This is a genomic window from Actinosynnema sp. NPDC023794 (genome assembly GCF_040639675.1).
Taxonomy (GTDB): domain Bacteria; phylum Actinomycetota; class Actinomycetes; order Mycobacteriales; family Pseudonocardiaceae; genus Actinosynnema; species Actinosynnema luteola.
The window spans coordinates 1-18355 of record NZ_JBFAFR010000002.1; the positions used below are offsets into that span (position 1 = coordinate 1).

The 18355-nt window shown below is 72.4% G+C and carries 15 protein-coding genes; 11 read left to right on the top strand and 4 right to left on the bottom strand.

Features of this window, described 5'->3' with window-relative positions; all coding sequences use genetic code 11:
* Positions 1–121 precede the first annotated feature (121 nt).
* The 3 genes from AB0H12_RS04455 to AB0H12_RS04465 all read right to left on the bottom strand — a co-directional run bounded on the left by AB0H12_RS04455 (position 122) and on the right by AB0H12_RS04465 (position 3796).
* A complete protein-coding gene (locus AB0H12_RS04455; protein ID WP_499620818.1) occupies positions 122–2077 on the bottom strand; it encodes a hypothetical protein in 1956 nt (651 codons plus the stop codon).
* Between the two features lie 177 nt (positions 2078–2254).
* Entirely contained in the window at positions 2255–2890 is a 636-nt protein-coding gene (locus AB0H12_RS04460) for a DUF305 domain-containing protein (protein ID WP_499620819.1), read from the bottom strand.
* A 72-nt stretch (positions 2891–2962) separates the two neighbouring features.
* Positions 2963–3796, bottom strand: a complete 834-nt coding sequence (locus AB0H12_RS04465) for a thioredoxin-like domain-containing protein (RefSeq protein ID WP_499620821.1) — start codon at positions 3794–3796, stop codon at positions 2963–2965.
* A 170-nt stretch (positions 3797–3966) separates the two neighbouring features.
* Here AB0H12_RS04465 and argS point away from each other — a divergent pair, with 170 nt between their 5' ends.
* The 6 genes from argS to rho all read left to right on the top strand — a co-directional run bounded on the left by argS (position 3967) and on the right by rho (position 12710).
* Complete coding sequence (argS, locus tag AB0H12_RS04470) at positions 3967–5610, top strand: arginine--tRNA ligase (protein ID WP_499620822.1); 1644 nt, start codon at positions 3967–3969, stop codon at positions 5608–5610.
* Positions 5610–7034 (top strand): diaminopimelate decarboxylase, encoded by a 1425-nt coding sequence (gene lysA, locus AB0H12_RS04475; RefSeq protein WP_499620824.1) that lies wholly within the window; start codon positions 5610–5612, stop codon positions 7032–7034. Before argS ends, lysA begins: the two co-directional genes overlap by 1 nt.
* Positions 7035–7037: 3 nt before the next feature.
* A complete protein-coding gene (locus AB0H12_RS04480) occupies positions 7038–8345 on the top strand; it encodes a homoserine dehydrogenase (protein WP_499620825.1) in 1308 nt (435 codons plus the stop codon).
* On the top strand, positions 8342–9418 hold the full coding sequence (gene thrC / locus AB0H12_RS04485) for a threonine synthase (RefSeq protein ID WP_499620827.1): 1077 nt from the start codon (positions 8342–8344) through the stop codon (positions 9416–9418). Before AB0H12_RS04480 ends, thrC begins: the two co-directional genes overlap by 4 nt.
* Positions 9415–10305 carry a homoserine kinase gene (gene thrB, locus AB0H12_RS04490; protein ID WP_499620828.1) on the top strand — a complete coding sequence of 297 codons (891 nt, stop codon included), beginning with the start codon at positions 9415–9417 and terminating at the stop codon, positions 10303–10305. The genes thrC and thrB overlap by 4 nt, the downstream gene beginning before the upstream one ends.
* 344 nt (positions 10306–10649) lie before the next feature.
* A complete protein-coding gene (gene rho, locus AB0H12_RS04495; RefSeq protein WP_499620829.1) occupies positions 10650–12710 on the top strand; it encodes a transcription termination factor Rho in 2061 nt (686 codons plus the stop codon).
* A gap of 79 nt (positions 12711–12789) precedes the next feature.
* Here rho and AB0H12_RS04500 read toward each other — a convergent pair whose 3' ends face one another.
* Complete coding sequence (locus AB0H12_RS04500; protein ID WP_499620830.1) at positions 12790–13200, bottom strand: hypothetical protein; 411 nt, start codon at positions 13198–13200, stop codon at positions 12790–12792.
* A gap of 243 nt (positions 13201–13443) precedes the next feature.
* On the opposite strand from AB0H12_RS04500, the gene rpmE reads away from it, so the two are divergent.
* From rpmE to prmC, 5 genes are all read left to right on the top strand, one after another.
* Positions 13444–13656: a 50S ribosomal protein L31 gene (gene rpmE, locus AB0H12_RS04505; protein ID WP_230572533.1), complete on the top strand. Its 213-nt coding sequence runs from the start codon at positions 13444–13446 to the stop codon at positions 13654–13656.
* Between the two features lie 98 nt (positions 13657–13754).
* The gene (gene prfA / locus AB0H12_RS04510) at positions 13755–14810 is read left to right on the top strand and encodes a peptide chain release factor 1 (protein WP_499620831.1); all 1056 of its coding nucleotides are present in this window, start codon (positions 13755–13757) and stop codon (positions 14808–14810) included.
* A gap of 22 nt (positions 14811–14832) precedes the next feature.
* Positions 14833–16029 (top strand): acyl-CoA thioesterase/bile acid-CoA:amino acid N-acyltransferase family protein, encoded by a 1197-nt coding sequence (locus AB0H12_RS04515; RefSeq protein ID WP_499620833.1) that lies wholly within the window; start codon positions 14833–14835, stop codon positions 16027–16029.
* Between the two features lie 10 nt (positions 16030–16039).
* Positions 16040–17425 (top strand): dihydrolipoyl dehydrogenase, encoded by a 1386-nt coding sequence (gene lpdA, locus AB0H12_RS04520; protein ID WP_499620835.1) that lies wholly within the window; start codon positions 16040–16042, stop codon positions 17423–17425.
* Positions 17426–17443: 18 nt separating this feature from the next.
* Positions 17444–18322: a peptide chain release factor N(5)-glutamine methyltransferase gene (gene prmC / locus AB0H12_RS04525; RefSeq protein WP_499620836.1), complete on the top strand. Its 879-nt coding sequence runs from the start codon at positions 17444–17446 to the stop codon at positions 18320–18322.
* The last annotated feature ends 33 nt before the right edge of the window (positions 18323–18355 follow it).

Here is an 18355-nt window from a genome sequence, read left to right on the forward strand (position 1 = left end):
GCTCCCCACACCCCCCCCTCCACACAAGGCCCCCCCCCTCCGGGGCCACGCCACCCGGCGGTGGGGTCGCCCGGCCCCGCGCGACCCACCCGCCGTCAGCGGGTCCTGCTGTGCCGAGGGCTCATCTGCGGTGCGACGGGGTCTTCCACTCCGGCACGTCCGCCCGGCCGACCCGGTCGGGCGCGATCCGGAACCGGTGGTCGGTGTGGGTCGACTTCACGCCCGCCGCGGTGCGGCTGACCACCCGCAGCTGCTGGTCGCCGGTGTGGGTGGGGGCCCAGCGGATCGTCGCGGTGCCGTCCGGGCCGATCGGGACCGTGGTGGTGACGCCGTCGACCGTGTACTCGAACGCCGTCGCGTCGGCCTGGTTCGCGGTGAACGTGAAGGACCCTTCGCGCGACTTGCCGCTGGAGGCGGCGGGGAACTCCGCCGAGCTGACGGTCGGGTTGTCGTGGACCCGCCAGTTCGCGCCGCCCTGGGCCGACCAGGTGCCGGCGGCGTTGCGGACGCGGGCGCGCAGCACCAGCGTGCCGACGCGGTCGGCGGTGTGCCGGACGGTGGTCGTGCCGTCGGGGTCGGCGGGCGCGGTGTACTTCACCGAGGGCGCGTGGTCGAACCAGTACTCGTACTCGACCGGCGCGACCATGCTGGTGGTGAAGGTGACCGTGGCCGGCCGGGCCGGCGACTCGCCGGCGATGGTGATGGCCGGCGCCGCGCCGTCCACGCCCAGGTGGACCGTCCGCGTCACCGACAGCCGGCCCGACCCGTCGGTGCTGCGCACCCGCAGGGAGGCGAAGTCCAGGTCGGTGGCCTGCGGCACCCAGGTGAAGCGGGCCGTGCCGTCCGCCTCCGCGGGCACCACGACGCGTTCGGTCGTCGAGGCGTCGTGGCGCATGAAGAAGTAGGTGTAGGAGACGGCGCCCGCTTGGCGGGGCTGGATCTCGAACTCCACCGACGACCCGACGACCTCGCTCCCGCGCTGGGTGACGACCGGCGCGTCGTCCAGCACGAACCGGTAGGTGCGCTCGGCCGACGCCACGCCGGCCGCGGACGTGCTGTGGGCCGTGAGCACGTTGAGCCCGCTGTGGGTCGGCGCGTACATGACGCTCGCCTTGCGCTGCGCGTCGGCGGCCACGGTGATCTCCGGGCCGTCGTCGACCTGGAAGGTGTAGCTCACCACGTCGGTCAGGTTCGAGGAGAAGTCGAACCGACCGGGCACGCCCACGCCGCCGTTGGGGCTGCCGTGGATGTCGTACCGGTCCGACACCACGATCGGGCGATTGTCCAGGACTTCGAACGGGTACGAGCGGTCCGACGAGCGGTTGCCCGCGCGATCGACCGTCCGCACGACCGCGACGTCGTAGCCCGTGCGCGGGGGCGTGCGGGTGATCGTCGCCCGGCCGCCGGGGGAGGCCGGGGTGGCGGTCTGCCACTCCGCTTCGGCGAAGAACCGGTACTCGTACGCGACGACGTCGTCAGAGGTGGTGGAGAAGGTGAAGTCACCGGGCACGCCGAGACCACCGCCCCTCTGACCGGGCCCGCTCGGGTAGACCTCCGAGAAGACGGTCGGCGCCGAGGGCGCGGTCCGGTCGATGGTGAAGTAGCAGGGCTCGGTCTCCGGGGAGGCGGACGTGGCGTCGAGCGCGCGCACCGTCCACGCGTGCGTGCCGTCCTGCGGGAACAACCAGGCGTTCGCCTGCGCGACGACCGCGCCGTTCGCGTCGGCCGGCCACTGGAGCGTCTCGCGGGCGGGAGGGTCGGCGACGGGCCAGTGCGCGAACTCGGCCGTCAGCGCGTCACCGGGGTCCGGGTCGCTCAGCGTCGCGGTGAACACCACGCGTTGGGCGTCGTTGAGCCTCGCCGGGTTGAGGTAGGTGCCAGGCGCGGTCGGCGCGCAGCCCTGGTCCGGCCAGACCTGGCGCCCGGTCGGTGTCGCCGGCGGGCTGTTCTCCGCGGTCGCGACGGGCGCGTCGCCCCTCGGCTCCTGGTAGGCCGACGCCGGTGCGGCGGTGGTGAAGGCGGTGCTCAGCAGAGCGATCGCGGCGACCGCGCGCGCGGATCTTCGCCACGGTGTCATGGTGGGGTCCCCCTGGGGTCGGCACGTCGCGAGGATCATGCCAGGAAATCGCCCGGAAAACGCCAGGTGGGAGCACTGTTACCGGCGGTGCGCGGCCGATCACGCGACCGGGTCGGCCAGAGCGGGCCGGAGCGGGACGGCCGGGGTTGGTCGGCCAGGTGGGGCGGCTCGGCCGGGTCAGCTCGGCAGGGGAGCGGCGCCGCGTTCGGTGATCAGTTGCTGCATGTACGTGCTCTCGGCCGTCTGCGACTTGAGCATGTTGTCCGCGAGCGTCCGCACGACCGACTGCCCGGCGCGCGTGGCGGCGTACTCGGCCATCGGGGCGCCGCCCTTGTGGTGCCGCAGCATCAGCTGCAGGAAGTAGACGTCGAACTCGACGCCGGTCAGCGAGCGCAGCTTGGTGATCTCCTCGGACGACGCCATGCCCGGCATCCGCTCGGCGTCACCGGAGCCCGAGGCCGAGCCGGCCGCGTCGTGCCCGTGCGTGCCGGAGGTCATCCACCGCATGTGCACGCCGTCGACCGACTGCTCGGGGTAGCCCCAGAGGAACAGCCAGCCCTTCATCCGCCCGACCTGCTCCAACTGGGTCGAGGCGATGTCGAAGGCGAGCTGCCGGACGGCGGGGTCGGCCGTCTTCTCCCGCGCGATGTTGGCCATCGTCACGCCCTGGAGGTGGTGCGTCGACATGTCCTGCGTGAACCCGACGTCGACGGAGTCGCGCGCGGGCGTGGAGCTGGTGTCGGCGCCCGGCAGCTTGATCAGCAGGCCGACGGCGGCGCCGAGCAGGAGGACGGCCACGACCGCGATGGTCACGACGACCGTCCTGGTCGCGGTCACCCCGCGTGGCGGGGGTGCCTCGTCCTGCTGCCCGGCGCCTGCCACAGGTCAGCTGCTCGCGGTCGTGGTGGCCGCGGGCGCGTCGGTCGCGGCCGGCGGGGCCGACGGGTCGCCGCTCGACTCCGTGCCGTCCGTCGCCCCACCGTCCATCGGGACGGCGTCGGCGCCGGGCGCCTCCGCCACGAACGGCGGCGGGTTGGTCACGTCGAACTGGGTCGCGTCGCACGTGGCGCCGACCTCGGGGTACGTGTACTGGTTGCGCCGCAGCGACTGGATGAACTGGTCGATCCGCTCGTCGTCCGCGCTCTCCAGCTTCAGCTGGTGGCCCCACGACTGCAGCGAGATCGGCTTGTCCAGGCCGGGGTAGGGCGACAGCATGGTGAACGGCTGGCCCTCGGCCCGCGACTTCAGCTTGTCCAGCGCCTCACCGGTGATCTGGTCCGGGTTGTAGGCGATCCACACCGCGCCGTGCTCGAGCGGGTGGACCATGTTCTCGTTGCGAACGGCCTTGTCGTACACCGTGCCGGTGCAGTCGGCCCACACGTTGTCGTGCGGACCGCCGAACGGCGGTGACTGGTCGTAGGCGACCCGCTGCGTGGCGTCGACGTGCTTGCTGGCCTCGTACTCGACCTTGACCACGCCGGGGATCTGGTCCGAGGGGTCCTTGTTCTCCTCGGTCGGGTTCCACTTCGCGAGCGCCTGCTCCTTCGCGTTGCGGTCCGCGATCTGGCTGTACGCGTAGCCGAACACGGTGCCGGCCAGGGCCAGCACGGCCACCACCGCGATGATGGTCCCCCACGGCTTCGGCTTCTTGGCCACCACCGAGGAGCGCGCCGCCGCAACGCTGGAGCGCGCGGCCTTCGTCTTCTTGCCGCTGGTCATGTCCGCCTCAGTCTCGTCATACGCCCATGCCGCGGGCCAGTGTAGGGATACCGTGTCTGATCACCGTCAACTGGCCGTCACAGCGGGTGGTCGTCAACAGTTGCCATTCCCACTTCGCGGGACGCGCATCCCGGTCGAGACCAGCGAGAACGCTTCCCTAGACTTGTCGGGTGACTCCCGCTGCGCTCGCTGAACTGGTCCGTGCGACGGCCGTGGACGTGCTGTCCACCCGCGGCCTCGACCCCGCCGCCCTGCCCACAGCGGTCACGATCGAGCGCCCCCGCAACCCCGAGCACGGCGACTACGCCACCAACGTGGCCCTCCAGACCGCGAAGAAGGTCGGCGTGACGTCCCGCGACCTGGCCGGCTGGCTGGCCGACGCGCTGACCGGCACCGACGCCATCTCCTCGGTCGAGGTGGCGGGCCCCGGCTTCCTGAACCTGCGGCTCGCCGCGGACGCGCAGGGCGCGATCGTGCGCGAGGTGCTGAAGGCCGGCGACGCCTACGGCCGCGGCGACCAGTTCGCCGGCACCCGGATCAACCTGGAGTTCGTCTCGGCGAACCCGACCGGCCCCATCCACCTGGGCGGCACCCGCTGGGCCGCGGTCGGCGACGCGCTCGGCCGCGTCCTCGCCGCCAACGGGGGCGAGGTCACCCGCGAGTACTACTTCAACGACGCGGGCGCGCAGATCGACCGGTTCGTCCGGTCCCTGATCGCCGCCGCGAAGGGCGAGCCCGCGCCGGAGGACGGCTACGCGGGCGGCTACATCGGCGACATCGCCGCCGAGGTGCTGCGGCAGGAGCCCGGCGCGCTGACCGCCGAGGACTCGCACGAGGTGTTCCGCCGCATCGGCGTGACCCTCATGTTCGAGGAGATCAAGAAGGACCTGCACGACTTCGGCACGGACTTCGACGTCTTCTTCCACGAGGACTCGCTGCACAAGTCCGGCGCGGTCACCAAGGCCGTCGAGCAGCTCAAGGACTCCGGCGCGCTGTACTTCGACAACGGCGCCTGGTGGCTGCGGTCCACCGAGTTCGGCGACGACAAGGACCGCGTGGTCATCAAGAGCGACGGTGACCCGGCGTACATCGCCGGTGACATCGCGTACCTGGTCGACAAGCGGTCGCGCGGCTTCGACCTGTGCATCTACATGCTCGGCGCCGACCACCACGGCTACATCGGCAGGCTCAAGGCCGCCGCGTCGGCGCTGGGAGACGACCCGGCGTCGGTCGAGGTGCTGATCGGCCAGATGGTGAACCTGGTCAGCGAGGGCGTCCCGGTGCGGATGAGCAAGCGCGCGGGCAACGTGATCACCATGCAGGACCTGGTGGACGCGGTCGGCGTGGACGCCGCCCGGTACGCGATGACCCGCTCCTCGGCGGACTCGTCCCTGGACATCGACCTCGACCTGCTGCGCAAGCGGAGCAACGACAACCCGGTGTTCTACGTCCAGTACGCGCACGCGCGGCTCTCGTCGGTGCTGCGCAACGCCGCCGACCTGGGCGTCACGCCCGGTGAGGCGGTCGAGGAGCTCGCGCACGACCGCGAGGGCGACCTGATCCGCACCATCGGCGAGTTCCCGCGCGTCGTCGCCACCGCCGGTGAGCTGCGCGAACCGCACCGCGTCGCGCGGTACCTGGAGGAGCTGGCCGGTACCTACCACCGGTTCTACGAGGCCTGTCGCGTGCTGCCGAGGGGCGACGAGGAGACGACCGAGCTGCACCGGGCGCGGCTGAGCCTGTGCGCGGCGACCCGCCAGGTGTTCGCCAACGGCCTGGCGCTGCTGGGCGTGACCGCGCCGGAGCGCATGTGATGCGCGCGCACCCGGCCGGTCCCCGGCACGCCGACGTCGTGGTCCCCGCCAGCACGGCGGGCAACCGGCCGTCCTCCACCGAGCAGCTCGACGCCCTGCACCCGCGGGTGTGGCCCCGCAACGCCGAGCGCGGCGACGACGGCGCGGTGCGCCTGGCGGGCGTGGACGTGCGGCAGCTCGCCCAGGACCACGGCACCCCGCTGTTCGTGATGGACGAGGGCGACTTCCGCGCACGTTGCCGCGAGCACGCCGAGGCGTTCGGCGACCCGACCCGGGTCCACTACGCGTCCAAGGCGTTCCTGTCCGTCGCGGTGGCCCGGTGGGTCGCCGAGGAGGGCCTGAGCATCGACGTGGCCAGCGGCGGCGAGCTGGCCGTCGCGCTGCGCGCCGAGTTCCCGCCGGAGCGGATCGCGCTGCACGGCAACAACAAGTCCGTGGCCGAGCTGACCGCCGCGGTCGAGGCCGGTGTCGGCGTGGTCGTGCTGGACTCGTTCTACGAGATCGCCCGGCTCGACCAGGTCGCCCGCGAACGCGGACGCGTGCAGCCGGTGATGATCCGGGTGACGGTCGGCGTCGAGGCGCACACGCACGAGTTCATCGCCACCGCGCACGAGGACCAGAAGTTCGGCTTCTCGCTGTCCTCGGGCGACGCGGCCGAGGCGGCGCGCCGGGTGCTGAAGTCCGACGGGCTGCGGCTGATCGGCCTGCACAGCCACATCGGCTCGCAGATCTTCGACGCCAGCGGCTTCGAGGTCGCGGCGCGCCGGGTCATCGGGCTGTTCGCGGAGCTGCGCGACGAGCACGGCGCCGGGATCCTCGAGCACGTCACGACCGTGGACCTCGGCGGCGGCCTCGGCATCGCCTACACCGCCGACGACGACCCGCCGCCGCCCGCGGAGCTGGCCAGGCAGCTGCACAACATCGTGGCCAAGGAGAGCGAGCACGCCGAGCTGCCCGCGCCGAAGATCGCGGTCGAGCCGGGCCGCGCCATCGTCGGCCCCGGCACGGTGACGCTGTACGAGGTGGGCACCATCAAGGACGTCCAGCTCGACGCGGGCGTGGTCCGCCGGTACGTGAGCGTGGACGGCGGCATGAGCGACAACATCCGCACCGCCCTCTACGACGCGGTCTACGACTGCAAGCTCGTCTCACGCGCCGCGGGCGAGGACGCCCGGCCCGTGCTCTGCCGCGTCGTGGGCAAGCACTGCGAGTCCGGCGACGTGGTCGTGCGCGACTGCTGGCTGCCCGACGACCTCGCGCCCGGCGACCTGATCGCGGTCGCCGCCACCGGCGCGTACTGCTACTCCATGGCCAGCGGCTACAACCGGCTGCCCCGGCCCGCGCTCGCCGCGGTCGTGGACGGCCAGGCCCGGTTGCTGCTGCGCCGGGAGACCGAGGAAGACCTGTTCCGCCTGGAGGTATGAGAAGTGGCAAGCCACGAGGGCAAACCGATCAGGGTCGCGCTGCTGGGCTGCGGCACGGTCGGCACCGAGGTGGTCCGGCTGCTCACCGACCAGGCGGCCGACCTCACCGCGCGGGTCGGAGCGCCGGTCGAGGTGACCGGCATCGCCGTGCGCCGGCCGAACAAGCACCGGGACGTGCCCGCCGAGCTGCTGACGACCGACGCGGCGGCACTGGTGGCCTCCGACGACGTGGACGTGGTCGTGGAGGTCATCGGCGGCATCGAGCCCGCCCGGACGCTGCTGCTGGCCGCGCTGCGCGCGGGCAAGTCGGTGGTGACCGCGAACAAGGCGCTGCTGGCCGAGCACTCGGCCGAGCTGTTCGAGGCCGCCGACACCTCCGGCGCCGACCTGTACTTCGAGGCGGCGGTGGCGGGTGCGATCCCGCTGCTGCGCCCGCTGCGCGAGTCGCTGGCCGGCGACCGCATCACCCGGGTGATGGGCATCGTCAACGGCACCACGAACTTCATCCTCTCGGGCATGGACTCCACCGGGGCCGGTTACGCCGAGACCCTGGAGGAGGCGACCAGGCTCGGGTACGCCGAGGCGGACCCGACGGCCGACGTGGACGGCTTCGACGCCGCGTCCAAGGCCGCCATCCTGGCTTCCCTGGCCTTCCACAGCCGGGTCACGGCCGCCGACGTGCACCGCGAGGGCATCGCGTCGGTCAGCGCCGCCGACATCGCCGCCGCCAAGGCACTGGGCCGCACGGTGAAGCTGCTCGCCATCTGCGAGCGGGTCGCCCAGGACGACGGCGAGGGCATCTCGGTGCGGGTCCACCCGGCGATGATCCCCACGTCCCACCCGCTGGCGAGCGTGCACGGCGCGTTCAACGCGGTGTTCGTGGAGGCCGACGCGGCCGGCGAGATGATGTTCTACGGCCAGGGCGCGGGTGGCGCCCCGACCGCCAGCGCGGTGCTCGGCGACCTCGTCGCGGTGGCCCGCAACCGGGTGCACCAGGGGCGCGGGCCGCGTGAGTCGGCCTACGCGGCGCTGCCCGTCCGGCCGATGGGCCAGACGCCCACGCGTTATCACATCAGCCTCGACGTCGCCGACCGGGCGGGCGTGTTGTCGCAGGTGGCGGCGGTGTTCGCGGAACACGACGTGAGCATCGCGGCCGTGCGGCAGGAGGGCCGGGTCGACGACGCCAGCCTGGTGATCGTCACCCACGCCGCGACCGACGCGGCACTGCGGTCGACCGTGGACAAAATCGGCGGGCTGCCCGTGGTTCGGGAAGTGGTCAGCGTGATGAGGGTGGAAGGCGAAGAAACATGACGATCCAAGCAGGCGTGCGACCGGGGTGGCCCGGCATCATCCACGCCTACGCGGACCGGATCGAACTCCCCGAGGGCGCCAAGGTCGTCACCCTCCACGAAGGCGGCACGCCGTTGGTCGCCGCCGAGCACCTGTCGGAGCTGACCGGCTGCCAGGTCTACGTCAAGGTCGAGGGCGCGAACCCGACCGGCTCGTTCAAGGACCGCGGCATGACCGTGGCCATGACGCACGCGCTGGCCAGCGGCATCCGCGCGGTGATCTGCGCGTCGACCGGCAACACCTCCGCCAGCGCGGCGGCGTACGCGGCCAAGGCGGGCCTCACCGCCGCGGTGCTCGTGCCGCGGGGCAAGATCGCGCTGGGCAAGCTCGCCCAGGCGGTCGCGCACGGCGCGCGGATCCTGCAGATCGACGGGAACTTCGACGACTGCCTGGAGCTCGCGTCCAAGACCGCGACCGAGTACCCGATCACGCTGGTCAACTCGGTCAACCCGGTGCGGCTGATCGGCCAGAAGACCGCCGCGTGGGAGATCTGCGACGTGCTCGGCCGCGCGCCGGACGTCCACTGCCTGCCCGTCGGCAACGCGGGCAACATCACCGCGTACTGGCGCGGTTACTCGGACTACCACAAGGACGGCGTCACCGACTCGGCGCCCCGGATGTTCGGGTTCCAGGCCGCGGGCTCCGCGCCGCTGGTGCTCGGGCAGCCGGTGGCGAACCCGGAGACCATCGCGACCGCCATCCGGGTGGGCAGCCCGGCGTCGTGGACCGGCGCGGTGGCCGCCAAGGAGGAGTCCGGCGGGCTGTTCGAGGCCGTGACGGACGAGAAGATCCTGGAGGCCTACCGGCTGCTGGCCTCGGCCGAGGGCATCTTCGTCGAGCCCGCGTCCGCGACCAGCGTGGCGGGCCTGCTGGCCACGGCCGCCGACGGTCGGCTGCCGAAGGGCTCCACGGTCGTCTGCACGGTCACCGGCCACGGCCTGAAGGACCCCGACACGGCCCTGCTGGGCATGCCCGAGGTCGAGCCGGTGCCGGTGGACCCCGGCGCCGTGGCGACCGCGCTGGAGCTGGCGTGACGGCCCTGGCCGCCCGCCGCGTCCGCGTCACCGTGCCCGCGTCGACGGCGAACCTCGGCTCGGGGTTCGACGCGCTCGGGATGGCGCTGGGCGTGCACGACGAGCTGGAGTTCGCCGTGACCGGCGGCGGCCTGGTGGTGGAGGTGTCCGGCGAGGGCGCCGCCGACGTGCCGACCGACGAGCGCCACCTGGTCGTGCGCGCGTTCCGGGCGGCGTGCGAGCTGGTCGGGGTCGAGGCGCCGGGGCTGCGGCTGACGTGCCGCAACGCCATCCCGCACGCGCGGGGCCTCGGCTCGTCCGCGGCGGCGGTCGTGGCCGGTGTGGCGGCCGGTTTCGCCCTCGCCGGTCGCGAGTCGGACACGAGCGCGTTGCAACTCGCCGCGGAGTTCGAGGGGCACGCCGACAACGCGGCGGCGGCGATGTTCGGCGGCGTGGTGATCGCGTGGACGCAGGGTGACCGGTACCGAGCGGTCCGTGTCGACCCGCACCCCGGTGTGACGCCGGTCGTGCTGGTGCCCTCGGAGGAGTCGTCCACCCACACCACCCGCGGCCTGCTGCCGTCGAAGGTGCCGCACGAGGACGCGGCGTTCGCGGCGGCTCGGTCGGCGCTGGCCGTGCACGCGCTCACCGCGGACCCGTCGCTGCTGGTCGACGCGTTGGACGACCGGTTGCACGAGCCCTACCGGGAACCCGCCTGGCCTGCGACGACGCGGCTGGTGCGGTCCCTGCGGGAGGCGGGGGTGGCCGCCGCGGTGTCCGGGGCGGGACCCACGGTCCTGGCCCTGCCACCGGACGGTGTGCTGCCGCCCCGGGTGGAGCTGACCGGGTTCGAGGCGCGTCAGGTGCCGGTCGACCTGGACGGAGTCCGGGTTGCGCCACTCGGCTGAGTGGTGCGACGCGCCGCACCCCGGTTGTTGCACCCGGCCGGACCGGCGTCTACCCTCGGGGCCATCAGTCACCGCGCGCACGGGCGCCGGTGTGGTGCCCGGACGTTCGTTCCGGGTCGCATTCCTCCAGTGATCTGGCTCTGTGCCGTATGGACGGGGCCGACGCTGGAAGGCACCCGCTCGCCGTGTGACCGAAGTCCCGCACCGGAGGACTCCGCTTTCGTGCGCGTTCCGCGCCGTCGCCAGGTCCGCCTGAACCGGGACGAAACTGCCGCACCGCATTCCGTCGGACGGCAGGTCCGCTGGAACGCGTAGGAGGCGCGTTCCGGTCAGGAAGGACATGTGTGACCAACACCGATGTACTGAGCAGCCAAGCTCCTGCTGCTCCCAACCCCGCTGCCAGTTCCGGAGCCGAGGAGAACGCTCTGACCACCCCTTCGAACGGCAGCGCCACGCCGCGCAAGCGCGCGGGCCTCTCTGGAATGGTGCTGGCCGAACTCCGTGAACTCGCAGGTCAGCTGGGTATCACCGGCACGGCCGGCCTCCGCAAGGGCGACCTGATCGCCGCCATCAAGGAGCGGCAGGGCGGCACCTCCGGTCGGGGCAGTGCCGCGACGCCGCCCAAGGCCGAGAAGAAGGCCGAGGCCCCTAAGGCGGTCGTCGAGCAGGCGCCCGTGGTGGAGAAGAAGGCCCCCGCGGCCACCGCCCCGGTGGAGAAGCCGACCCAGCAGCAACTCGACGTGACCGACCGTCCCGCCGAGGAGGAGGGCGGCCGTCGCGGCAACCGCCGCCGCCGTTCCTCCAACCGCCCGGCGGGCAGCCCCGAGGCTCCCGCCGCGGACGTCCAGCAGGCGCCGGCCCAGGCCGACCGGCCCGCTCAGGCGGACCGCGTCCAGGCCGACCGCCAGCAGGGCGACGGCCGCCAGCAGGGCGAGCGCACCGAGCGGCCGGACCGCGCCGAGCGGTCGGACCGGGGCGACCGGCCCGACCGCGGTGACCGGCAGGACCGCTCCGAGCAGCGCGAACAGCGCCAGGACCGGGGCGACCGCGGCAACCGCGGCGACCGCGGCGACCGGCAGGACCGGGGCGGGCGTGACGACCGCGGTGGCCGCGACCGCGACCAGAACCGCAACCGCCAGCAGAGCGGTCCGGGTGACGACGACGAAGAGGGCGGCCGTCGCGGTCGCCGCTTCCGCGACCGCCGCCGTCGCGGTGGCCGCGGGGACGAGGGCGGTCCGGCCACGGACACCGAGGTCCGCGACGACGACGTCCTGCTGCCCGTGGCGGGCATCCTCGACGTGCTGGAGAACTACGCGTTCGTCCGCACCTCGGGCTACCTGGCCGGGCCGAACGACGTGTACGTCTCGTTGTCGCTGGTCCGCAAGTACGGGCTGCGCCGCGGCGACGCCCTGATCGGCGCCGTGCGGCAGCCGCGCGACGGCGAGCAGCAGCGGCAGAAGTTCAACCCGCTGGTGCGGGTGGACAAGATCAACGGCCTCGACCCGGAGGAGTCCCGCAACCGGCCGGACTTCACCAAGCTGACGCCGCTGTACCCGAACGAGCGCCTGCGCCTCGAGACGGAACCGCACATCCTGACCACGCGCGTCATCGACCTGGTGATGCCGATCGGCAAGGGTCAGCGGGCCCTGGTCGTGTCGCCGCCGAAGGCGGGCAAGACCTCGGTGCTCCAGTCGATCGCGAACGCGATCACGAAGAACAACCCCGAGTGCCACCTGATGGTGGTGCTGGTGGACGAGCGCCCGGAAGAGGTCACCGACATGCAGCGGTCGGTGAAGGGCGAGGTCATCGCCTCCACCTTCGACCGCCCGCCGTCGGACCACACCACGATCTCGGAGCTGGCCATCGAGCGGGCGAAGCGCCTGGTCGAGATGGGTCACGACGTGGTCGTGCTGCTGGACTCGATCACCCGACTGGGTCGCGCCTACAACCTCGCGGCCCCCGCGAGCGGCCGGATCCTGTCCGGTGGTGTCGACTCGACCGCCCTGTACCCGCCGAAGCGGTTCCTGGGCGCGGCCCGCAACATCGAGGGCGGCGGCTCGCTGACCGTCATCGCGACGGCCCTGGTCGAGACCGGGTCCGCGGGTGACAGCGTGATCTTCGAGGAGTTCAAGGGCACCGGCAACGCCGAGCTCAAGCTCGACCGGAAGATCGCGGACAAGCGGACCTTCCCGGCGGTGGACGTCGACTCGTCCGGCACCCGCAAGGAAGACCTGCTGCTCTCGCCGGACGAGCTGGCGGTCATGCACAAGCTGCGCCGGGTGCTGCACGCCCTGGACAGCCAGCAGGCCATCGACCTGCTGCTCGACCGCCTCCGCAAGAGCCGGACGAACATCGAGTTCCTGATGCAGGTGGCCAAGACCACCCCGGGCGGGGACAACGACTGACCCCGTCCGACCACCGAAGGCCCGTCCGGCACCCACGCCGGGCGGGCCTTCGGGCGTGCTCAGGGCGTTCCGGCGTCCGTCAGCAGGGCGGCGCGGTCGAGGCGGTGCCCGCCTCGACGAGAGCGGCGGTGCGGCGGCGTTCGAGGAAGTAGTCGGCGATCAGCAGCACGACGACCGGCACGCCGAGGCCGACGACGGCCGGCACGGGCACGCGCACGCCGTCCAGCAGCACCCCGACCGCCAGCACGGACGTCAGGTACGGCCAGCGCAGCCACCAGCGCTGCCACCGGGCCGTCCACCCGACCGAGCCCGACGTCGCGACGCCGACGGCGACGGCCGCGCCGAACACGGGGCTCGACAGGGCCAGCTGCCCCGGAGCGCCCACCAGCAGGCCACCCAACCCGGTGAGGCCCAGGACGGCGATGCTGAACAGGAACGGCACGGCCAGCCACGAGGTCAGCGACAGGGGACGCCCGACAGTGCAGAACACCCCGACAGTGTTGCGTCCGCGCAGCGTGGACCGCTGCTGTCTGTAGTTCAGCGGTTACCTCGTGCGCCAAATGGTCGACCACCATCGGCGAGCGGTTGTGACCCCGGCCACCGGGAACAAGCGCGCGAAGCCGCGCGTTGCAGTCCGTGACGGCCGATCTGGCACACTGTCTGGTCGAGCCCGGCTCCGGTTCACCTCGAAGGATCGAGGACCCGGCGGCCACTTCAGGAAAGGGACAAGACGTTGAAGACCGGCATTCACCCCGAGTACGTGACGACCGAGGTCACCTGCGGCTGCGGCAACACCTTCAGCACCCGCAGCACCAAGACGTCCGGCGCCATCCACGTCGAGATCTGCTCCAACTGCCACCCGTTCTACACGGGCAAGCAGAAGATCATGGACACCGGTGGCCGGGTCGCGCGCTTCGAGGCCCGCTACGGCAAGCGCGCCAAGTAGCTGTCACAACGGCGTCCACCCCGAATCCGCGGGTGGGCGCCGTTGTCGTCTCCACACCCCGAAGCACCCTCGCCAGACGTTGAGACCGGAGCAAGATCGTGACGCTGGACGCCCTGCTGGCCGAGCACGCCGAGCTGGAAGCCAGGCTCGCCGACCCCTCGGTGCACGCCGACCAGGCGGGCGCGCGGAAGCTCGGCAAGCGCTACGCCGAGCTGACCCCGATCGTGAAGACCGCCCGTGAGCTGGAGCAGGCGAAGTCCGACCTGGAGACGGCCCGCGAGCTGGCCGCCGAGGACGCGGTGTTCGCCGACGAGGCCGAGCAGCTGGCCAGGACCGTGCCCGCGCTGGAGTCGAAGCTGACCGAGCTGCTCCTGCCGCGCGACCCGCACGACAGCGCGGACGTCGTGCTGGAGATCAAGTCCGGCGAGGGCGGCGAGGAGTCGGCCCTGTTCGCCGGCGACCTGCTGCGCATGTACCTGCGGTACGCCGAACGGCACGGGTGGAAAGCCGAAGTGCTCGACGGGACGGATTCCGACCTGGGCGGCTACAAGGACGTCACGGTGGCCATCAAGAGCCGCGTGGACACCCCGGACGGCGTGTGGTCGCGGCTGAAGTACGAGGGCGGCGTGCACCGCGTGCAGCGGGTGCCGGTGACCGAGTCGCAGGGCCGCATCCACACCTCCGCCGCGGGCGTCCTGGTGTTCCCCGAGGTCGACGAGGTCGAGGTCGAGATCGACGAGAACGACCTGCGCGTCGACGTGTTCCGCTCGTCCGGCAAGGGCGGGCAGAGCGTCAACACGACCGACTCCGCGGTGCGCATCACGCACCTGCCCACCGGCATCGTGGTGTCCTGCCAGAACGAGCGCAGCCAGCTGCAGAACAAGGCGCGCGCGATGCAGGTGCTCCAGGCCCGGCTGACCGCGCTGGCCGAGGAGAAGCAGCAGCAGGAGGCGTCGGACGCCCGGCGCACCCAGATCCGCACGGTGGACCGCTCCGAGCGGGTCCGGACCTACAACTTCCCGGAATCGCGCATCTCCGATCACCGGGTCGGGTACAAAGCCCATAACCTGGACCAAGTGCTCGACGGCGACCTGGACGCGGTGCTGGACGCCCTGGCGGCGGCCGACCGCGCGGAGCGACTAGCCGCCGGGTGAGCCGACGATGAGGGGGCGCGCGATGGCGGAGATCCTGGTGAACCCGCGGCGAGCCCCTCTCGACGCCGTCCTGGAGATCCGGGTGGTCGACCTGCCACCGGACGAACGGGTCGTGGTGCGCGCGTCGACCGGCGACTGGTCGTCGTCCGCGGTGTTCCTGGCCGACGAGCGCGGCGTGGTGGACCTGACCCGGCACGCGCCCGTCGAGGGCGACTACTCCGGCGTCGACCCGATGGGGTTGTCCTGGTCGATGACCCGGACGGGTGAGCCGAGCGGGCCGACGTTGATCGAGGTCGTCGGGGTCGGCAAGGCGGAGCTCGACCGGCTGACCGTGCCCGAGGGCGTCAGGCGGACCGAGGTGCGCGAGAACGGCCTGGTCGGCGTGCTGTTCGAGCCCGACGACGACCAGGTGCACCCCGGCGTGCTCGTGCTGGGCGGGTCCGAGGGCGGGGTGCGCGAGCTGGACGCGGCACTGCTCGCCGGGCACGGGTTCGCGGTGCTGGCGCCGGCGTACTTCGGCGCGCCGGGCGTGCCGGACGACCTGGTCGAGATCCCGCTGGAGCACTTCGGGACCGCGCTGGAGTGGCTCGGCGCGCGGGCGGGGCGGCTGGGTGTCGTCGGCGGGTCGCGCGGCGGTGAGGCGGCGTTGCTGCTCGGCGTGACGTTCCCGCAGGTCAAGGCCGTGGTGAGCGTGGTGGGCAGTGGCGTGGTCACGCAGTGCATCGGGCCGGGAACGCGGTTGTTGCGGAAGCTGGACCACGAGGCCGCGTCGTGGACGTGGCAGGGCAGGCCGCTGCCGTACCTGCCGTACTCGATCCCGGACGAGCTGCGCGAGCGGGTGGTCTCGGGCAAGCCGGTGCGGCTGAGCCTGGCGTTCGACCTCTCCGACGGCATCCCGGAGGACGCCGAGATCCCGGTCGAGCGGATCGAGGGCGGTGTGTTGCTGCTCTCATCCGGGCAGGACGAGTCGTGGCCGTCGGTGGCGCTGAGCGAGGTCGCCTGGCGCCGGCTGACCGGGCACGCGCACCGGCACGAGCGCGTGGTGTACCCCGAGGCAGGACACCTGATCGCGGGGCCACCGCACCGGCCGGTGGAACTGGTGGTGCCGGGCCCGGGCGTGGACTTCTCGATGGGCGGCACGGCCGCCGCCACGGCCGCCGCCCGCGCCGACGCGTGGCGTCGGACGGTTGAGTTCTTGTCGGACCAACTGGGCACCTAATGTGTCGCTCATGAGCGCACACTTTGACGTCGTGGTCCTCGGTGCGGGGCCAGGCGGGTACGTCGCCGCGATCCGGGCGGCCCAGCTGGGGCTGAAGACGGCGGTCATCGAGGAGCGTTACTGGGGCGGGGTGTGCCTGAACGTGGGCTGCATCCCGTCGAAGGCGCTCCTGCGCAACGCGGAGCTCGCGCACCTGTTCACCCACGAGCAGAAGACCTACGGCATCCAGGTCGACGGCGCGGTGAAGTTCGACTACGGCGCCGCCTACGACCGCAGCCGCAAGGTCGCGGACGGGCGCGTCAAGGGCGTGCACTTCCTGATGAAGAAGAACGGCATCACCGAGTACAACGGCCGGGGCACGTTCCTCGACGCGAACACCATCCAGGTGGGTGACGAGACGGTCACGTTCACCCACGCGATCATCGCGGCGGGCGCGACGACCCGACTCCTCCCGGGGACGAAGCTGTCCGAACGGGTGGTGACGTACGAGGAGCAGATCCTGTCGCAGGACCTGCCGGAGAGCATCGTCATCGCCGGCGCGGGCGCCATCGGCGTCGAGTTCGCGTACGTGCTGCACAACTACGGCGTGAAGGTCACCATCGTCGAGTTCCTCGACCGGGTGGTGCCGCTGGAGGACGCCGAGGTGTCGGCGGAGCTGGCGAAGCGGTACAAGCGGCTCGGGATCGACGTGCGGACGTCCACGAGGGTCGAGTCCATCGACGACTCCGGGCCGCGCGTGCGGGTGACCGTGTCGAAGGACGGCGCGCAGGAGGTCCTGGAGGCCGACAAGGTCATGCAGGCCATCGGCTTCCAGCCGCGGGTCGAGGGCTACGGGCTGGAGAACACCGGCGTCCAGCTCACCGAGCGCGGCGCGATCGCGGTCGACGGGCGCGGGCGCACGAACGTGGAGAACATCTTCGCGATCGGCGACGTGACGGCGAAGCTGATGCTCGCGCACGCCGCCGAGTCGATGGGCGTCATCGCGGCGGAGACCATCGCGGGCGCGGAGACCATGGAGCTGGACTTCGTGATGATCCCGCGGGCGACGTACTGCCAGCCGCAGATCGCGTCGTTCGGGTGGACCGAGGCGCAGGCGCGCGAGCGCGGGTTCGACGTGCGGGTGGCGAAGTTCCCGTTCACCGCGAACGGCAAGGCGCACGGCATCGGCGACTCGGCCGGGTTCGTGAAGCTGATCAGCGACGCCAAGTACGGCGAGCTGCTCGGCGGCCACCTGATCGGACCGGACGTGACCGAGCTGCTGCCCGAGCTGACGCTGGCCCAGCAGTGGGACCTGACCGTCCACGAGGTGGCGCGCAACGTGCACGCGCACCCGACGTTGGGCGAGGCGGTCAAGGAAGCCGTGCACGGGCTGGCCGGCCACATGATCAACTTCTGATCCCCCTACCCTGGAAGCATGACCCGACACCCGTTGCGGCTGGCCATCAACGAAGCGGAACGCCTGCTGGCCGCGGCGGGTGTCGACAGCCCCCGGGTGGACGCCGAGCTGCTGGCCGCCCACGTGCTCGGCGTCGAGCGCTCGCGCCTGCCGCTGATCCCGCTGGTCGACCCGCCGGTGGTCGACGCGCTGCACAAGGCCGTGCGGGAGCGCGCCACGCGCGTGCCGCTGCAGCACATCACCGGCCGGGCGCACCTGGGCGGCGTGGACCTGGAGGTCGGTCCGGGCGTGTTCATCCCGCGTCCGGAGACCGAGTTGGTGCTGGAGTGGGCGCTGTCCACTGTGGAGGTCTCGGACCCGGTCGTGGTCGACCTGTGCACGGGTTCCGGCGCCCTGGCGCTGGCCGCGGCGCACCGGTTGCCGAAGGCGTCCGTGCACGCGGTCGAGCGCGACCCCTCGGCGCTGGCCTGGGCCCGGCGCAACGCGGAGGCCCGTGCCGCCGCGGGCGACACGCCGATCACGCTGCACGCCGGCGACGTGACCGAGCCGGACGTGCTGTCCGACTTGGACGGACAGGTGGACCTGGTGCTGTGCAACCCGCCGTACGTGCCGGATGCCACCGAGGTGCAGCCGGAGGTCGCCGACCACGACCCGCGGCACGCCGTGTTCGGCGGGCCGGACGGGCTGGAGGTGATCCGGCACGTCGTGGCGGTGGCCGCGCGGTTGCTCAAGCCCGGCGGGCACGTGGCGATCGAGCACGACGACAGCCACGGCGTGGTCGTGCCCTCGCTGCTCTCCTCGCGCCGGGTGCTCACCGACGTCGCGGACCACCGCGACCTGGCGGGCCGCCCCCGCTTCGCGACCGCGCGCCGGACCTGCCTGCACATGGCATCTTGACGCACATCTTCGAGTGCATCATGAGGTTTAGGT

What these genes read in the sequence shown, in the direction of transcription:
- AB0H12_RS04465 (WP_499620821.1), bottom strand. Translation starts at nt 3,796, where the DNA reads ATGACCAGCGGCAAGAAGACGAAGGCCGCGCGCTCCAGCGTTGCGGCG.
- thrC (WP_499620827.1), top strand. Translation starts at nt 8,342, where the DNA reads ATGACGATCCAAGCAGGCGTGCGACCGGGGTGGCCCGGCATCATCCAC.
- AB0H12_RS04515 (WP_499620833.1), top strand. Translation starts at nt 14,833, where the DNA reads ATGGCGGAGATCCTGGTGAACCCGCGGCGAGCCCCTCTCGACGCCGTC.
- lysA (WP_499620824.1), top strand. Translation starts at nt 5,610, where the DNA reads ATGCGCGCGCACCCGGCCGGTCCCCGGCACGCCGACGTCGTGGTCCCC.
- prmC (WP_499620836.1), top strand. Translation starts at nt 17,444, where the DNA reads ATGACCCGACACCCGTTGCGGCTGGCCATCAACGAAGCGGAACGCCTG.
- AB0H12_RS04455 (WP_499620818.1), bottom strand. Translation starts at nt 2,077, where the DNA reads ATGACACCGTGGCGAAGATCCGCGCGCGCGGTCGCCGCGATCGCTCTG.
- lpdA (WP_499620835.1), top strand. Translation starts at nt 16,040, where the DNA reads ATGAGCGCACACTTTGACGTCGTGGTCCTCGGTGCGGGGCCAGGCGGG.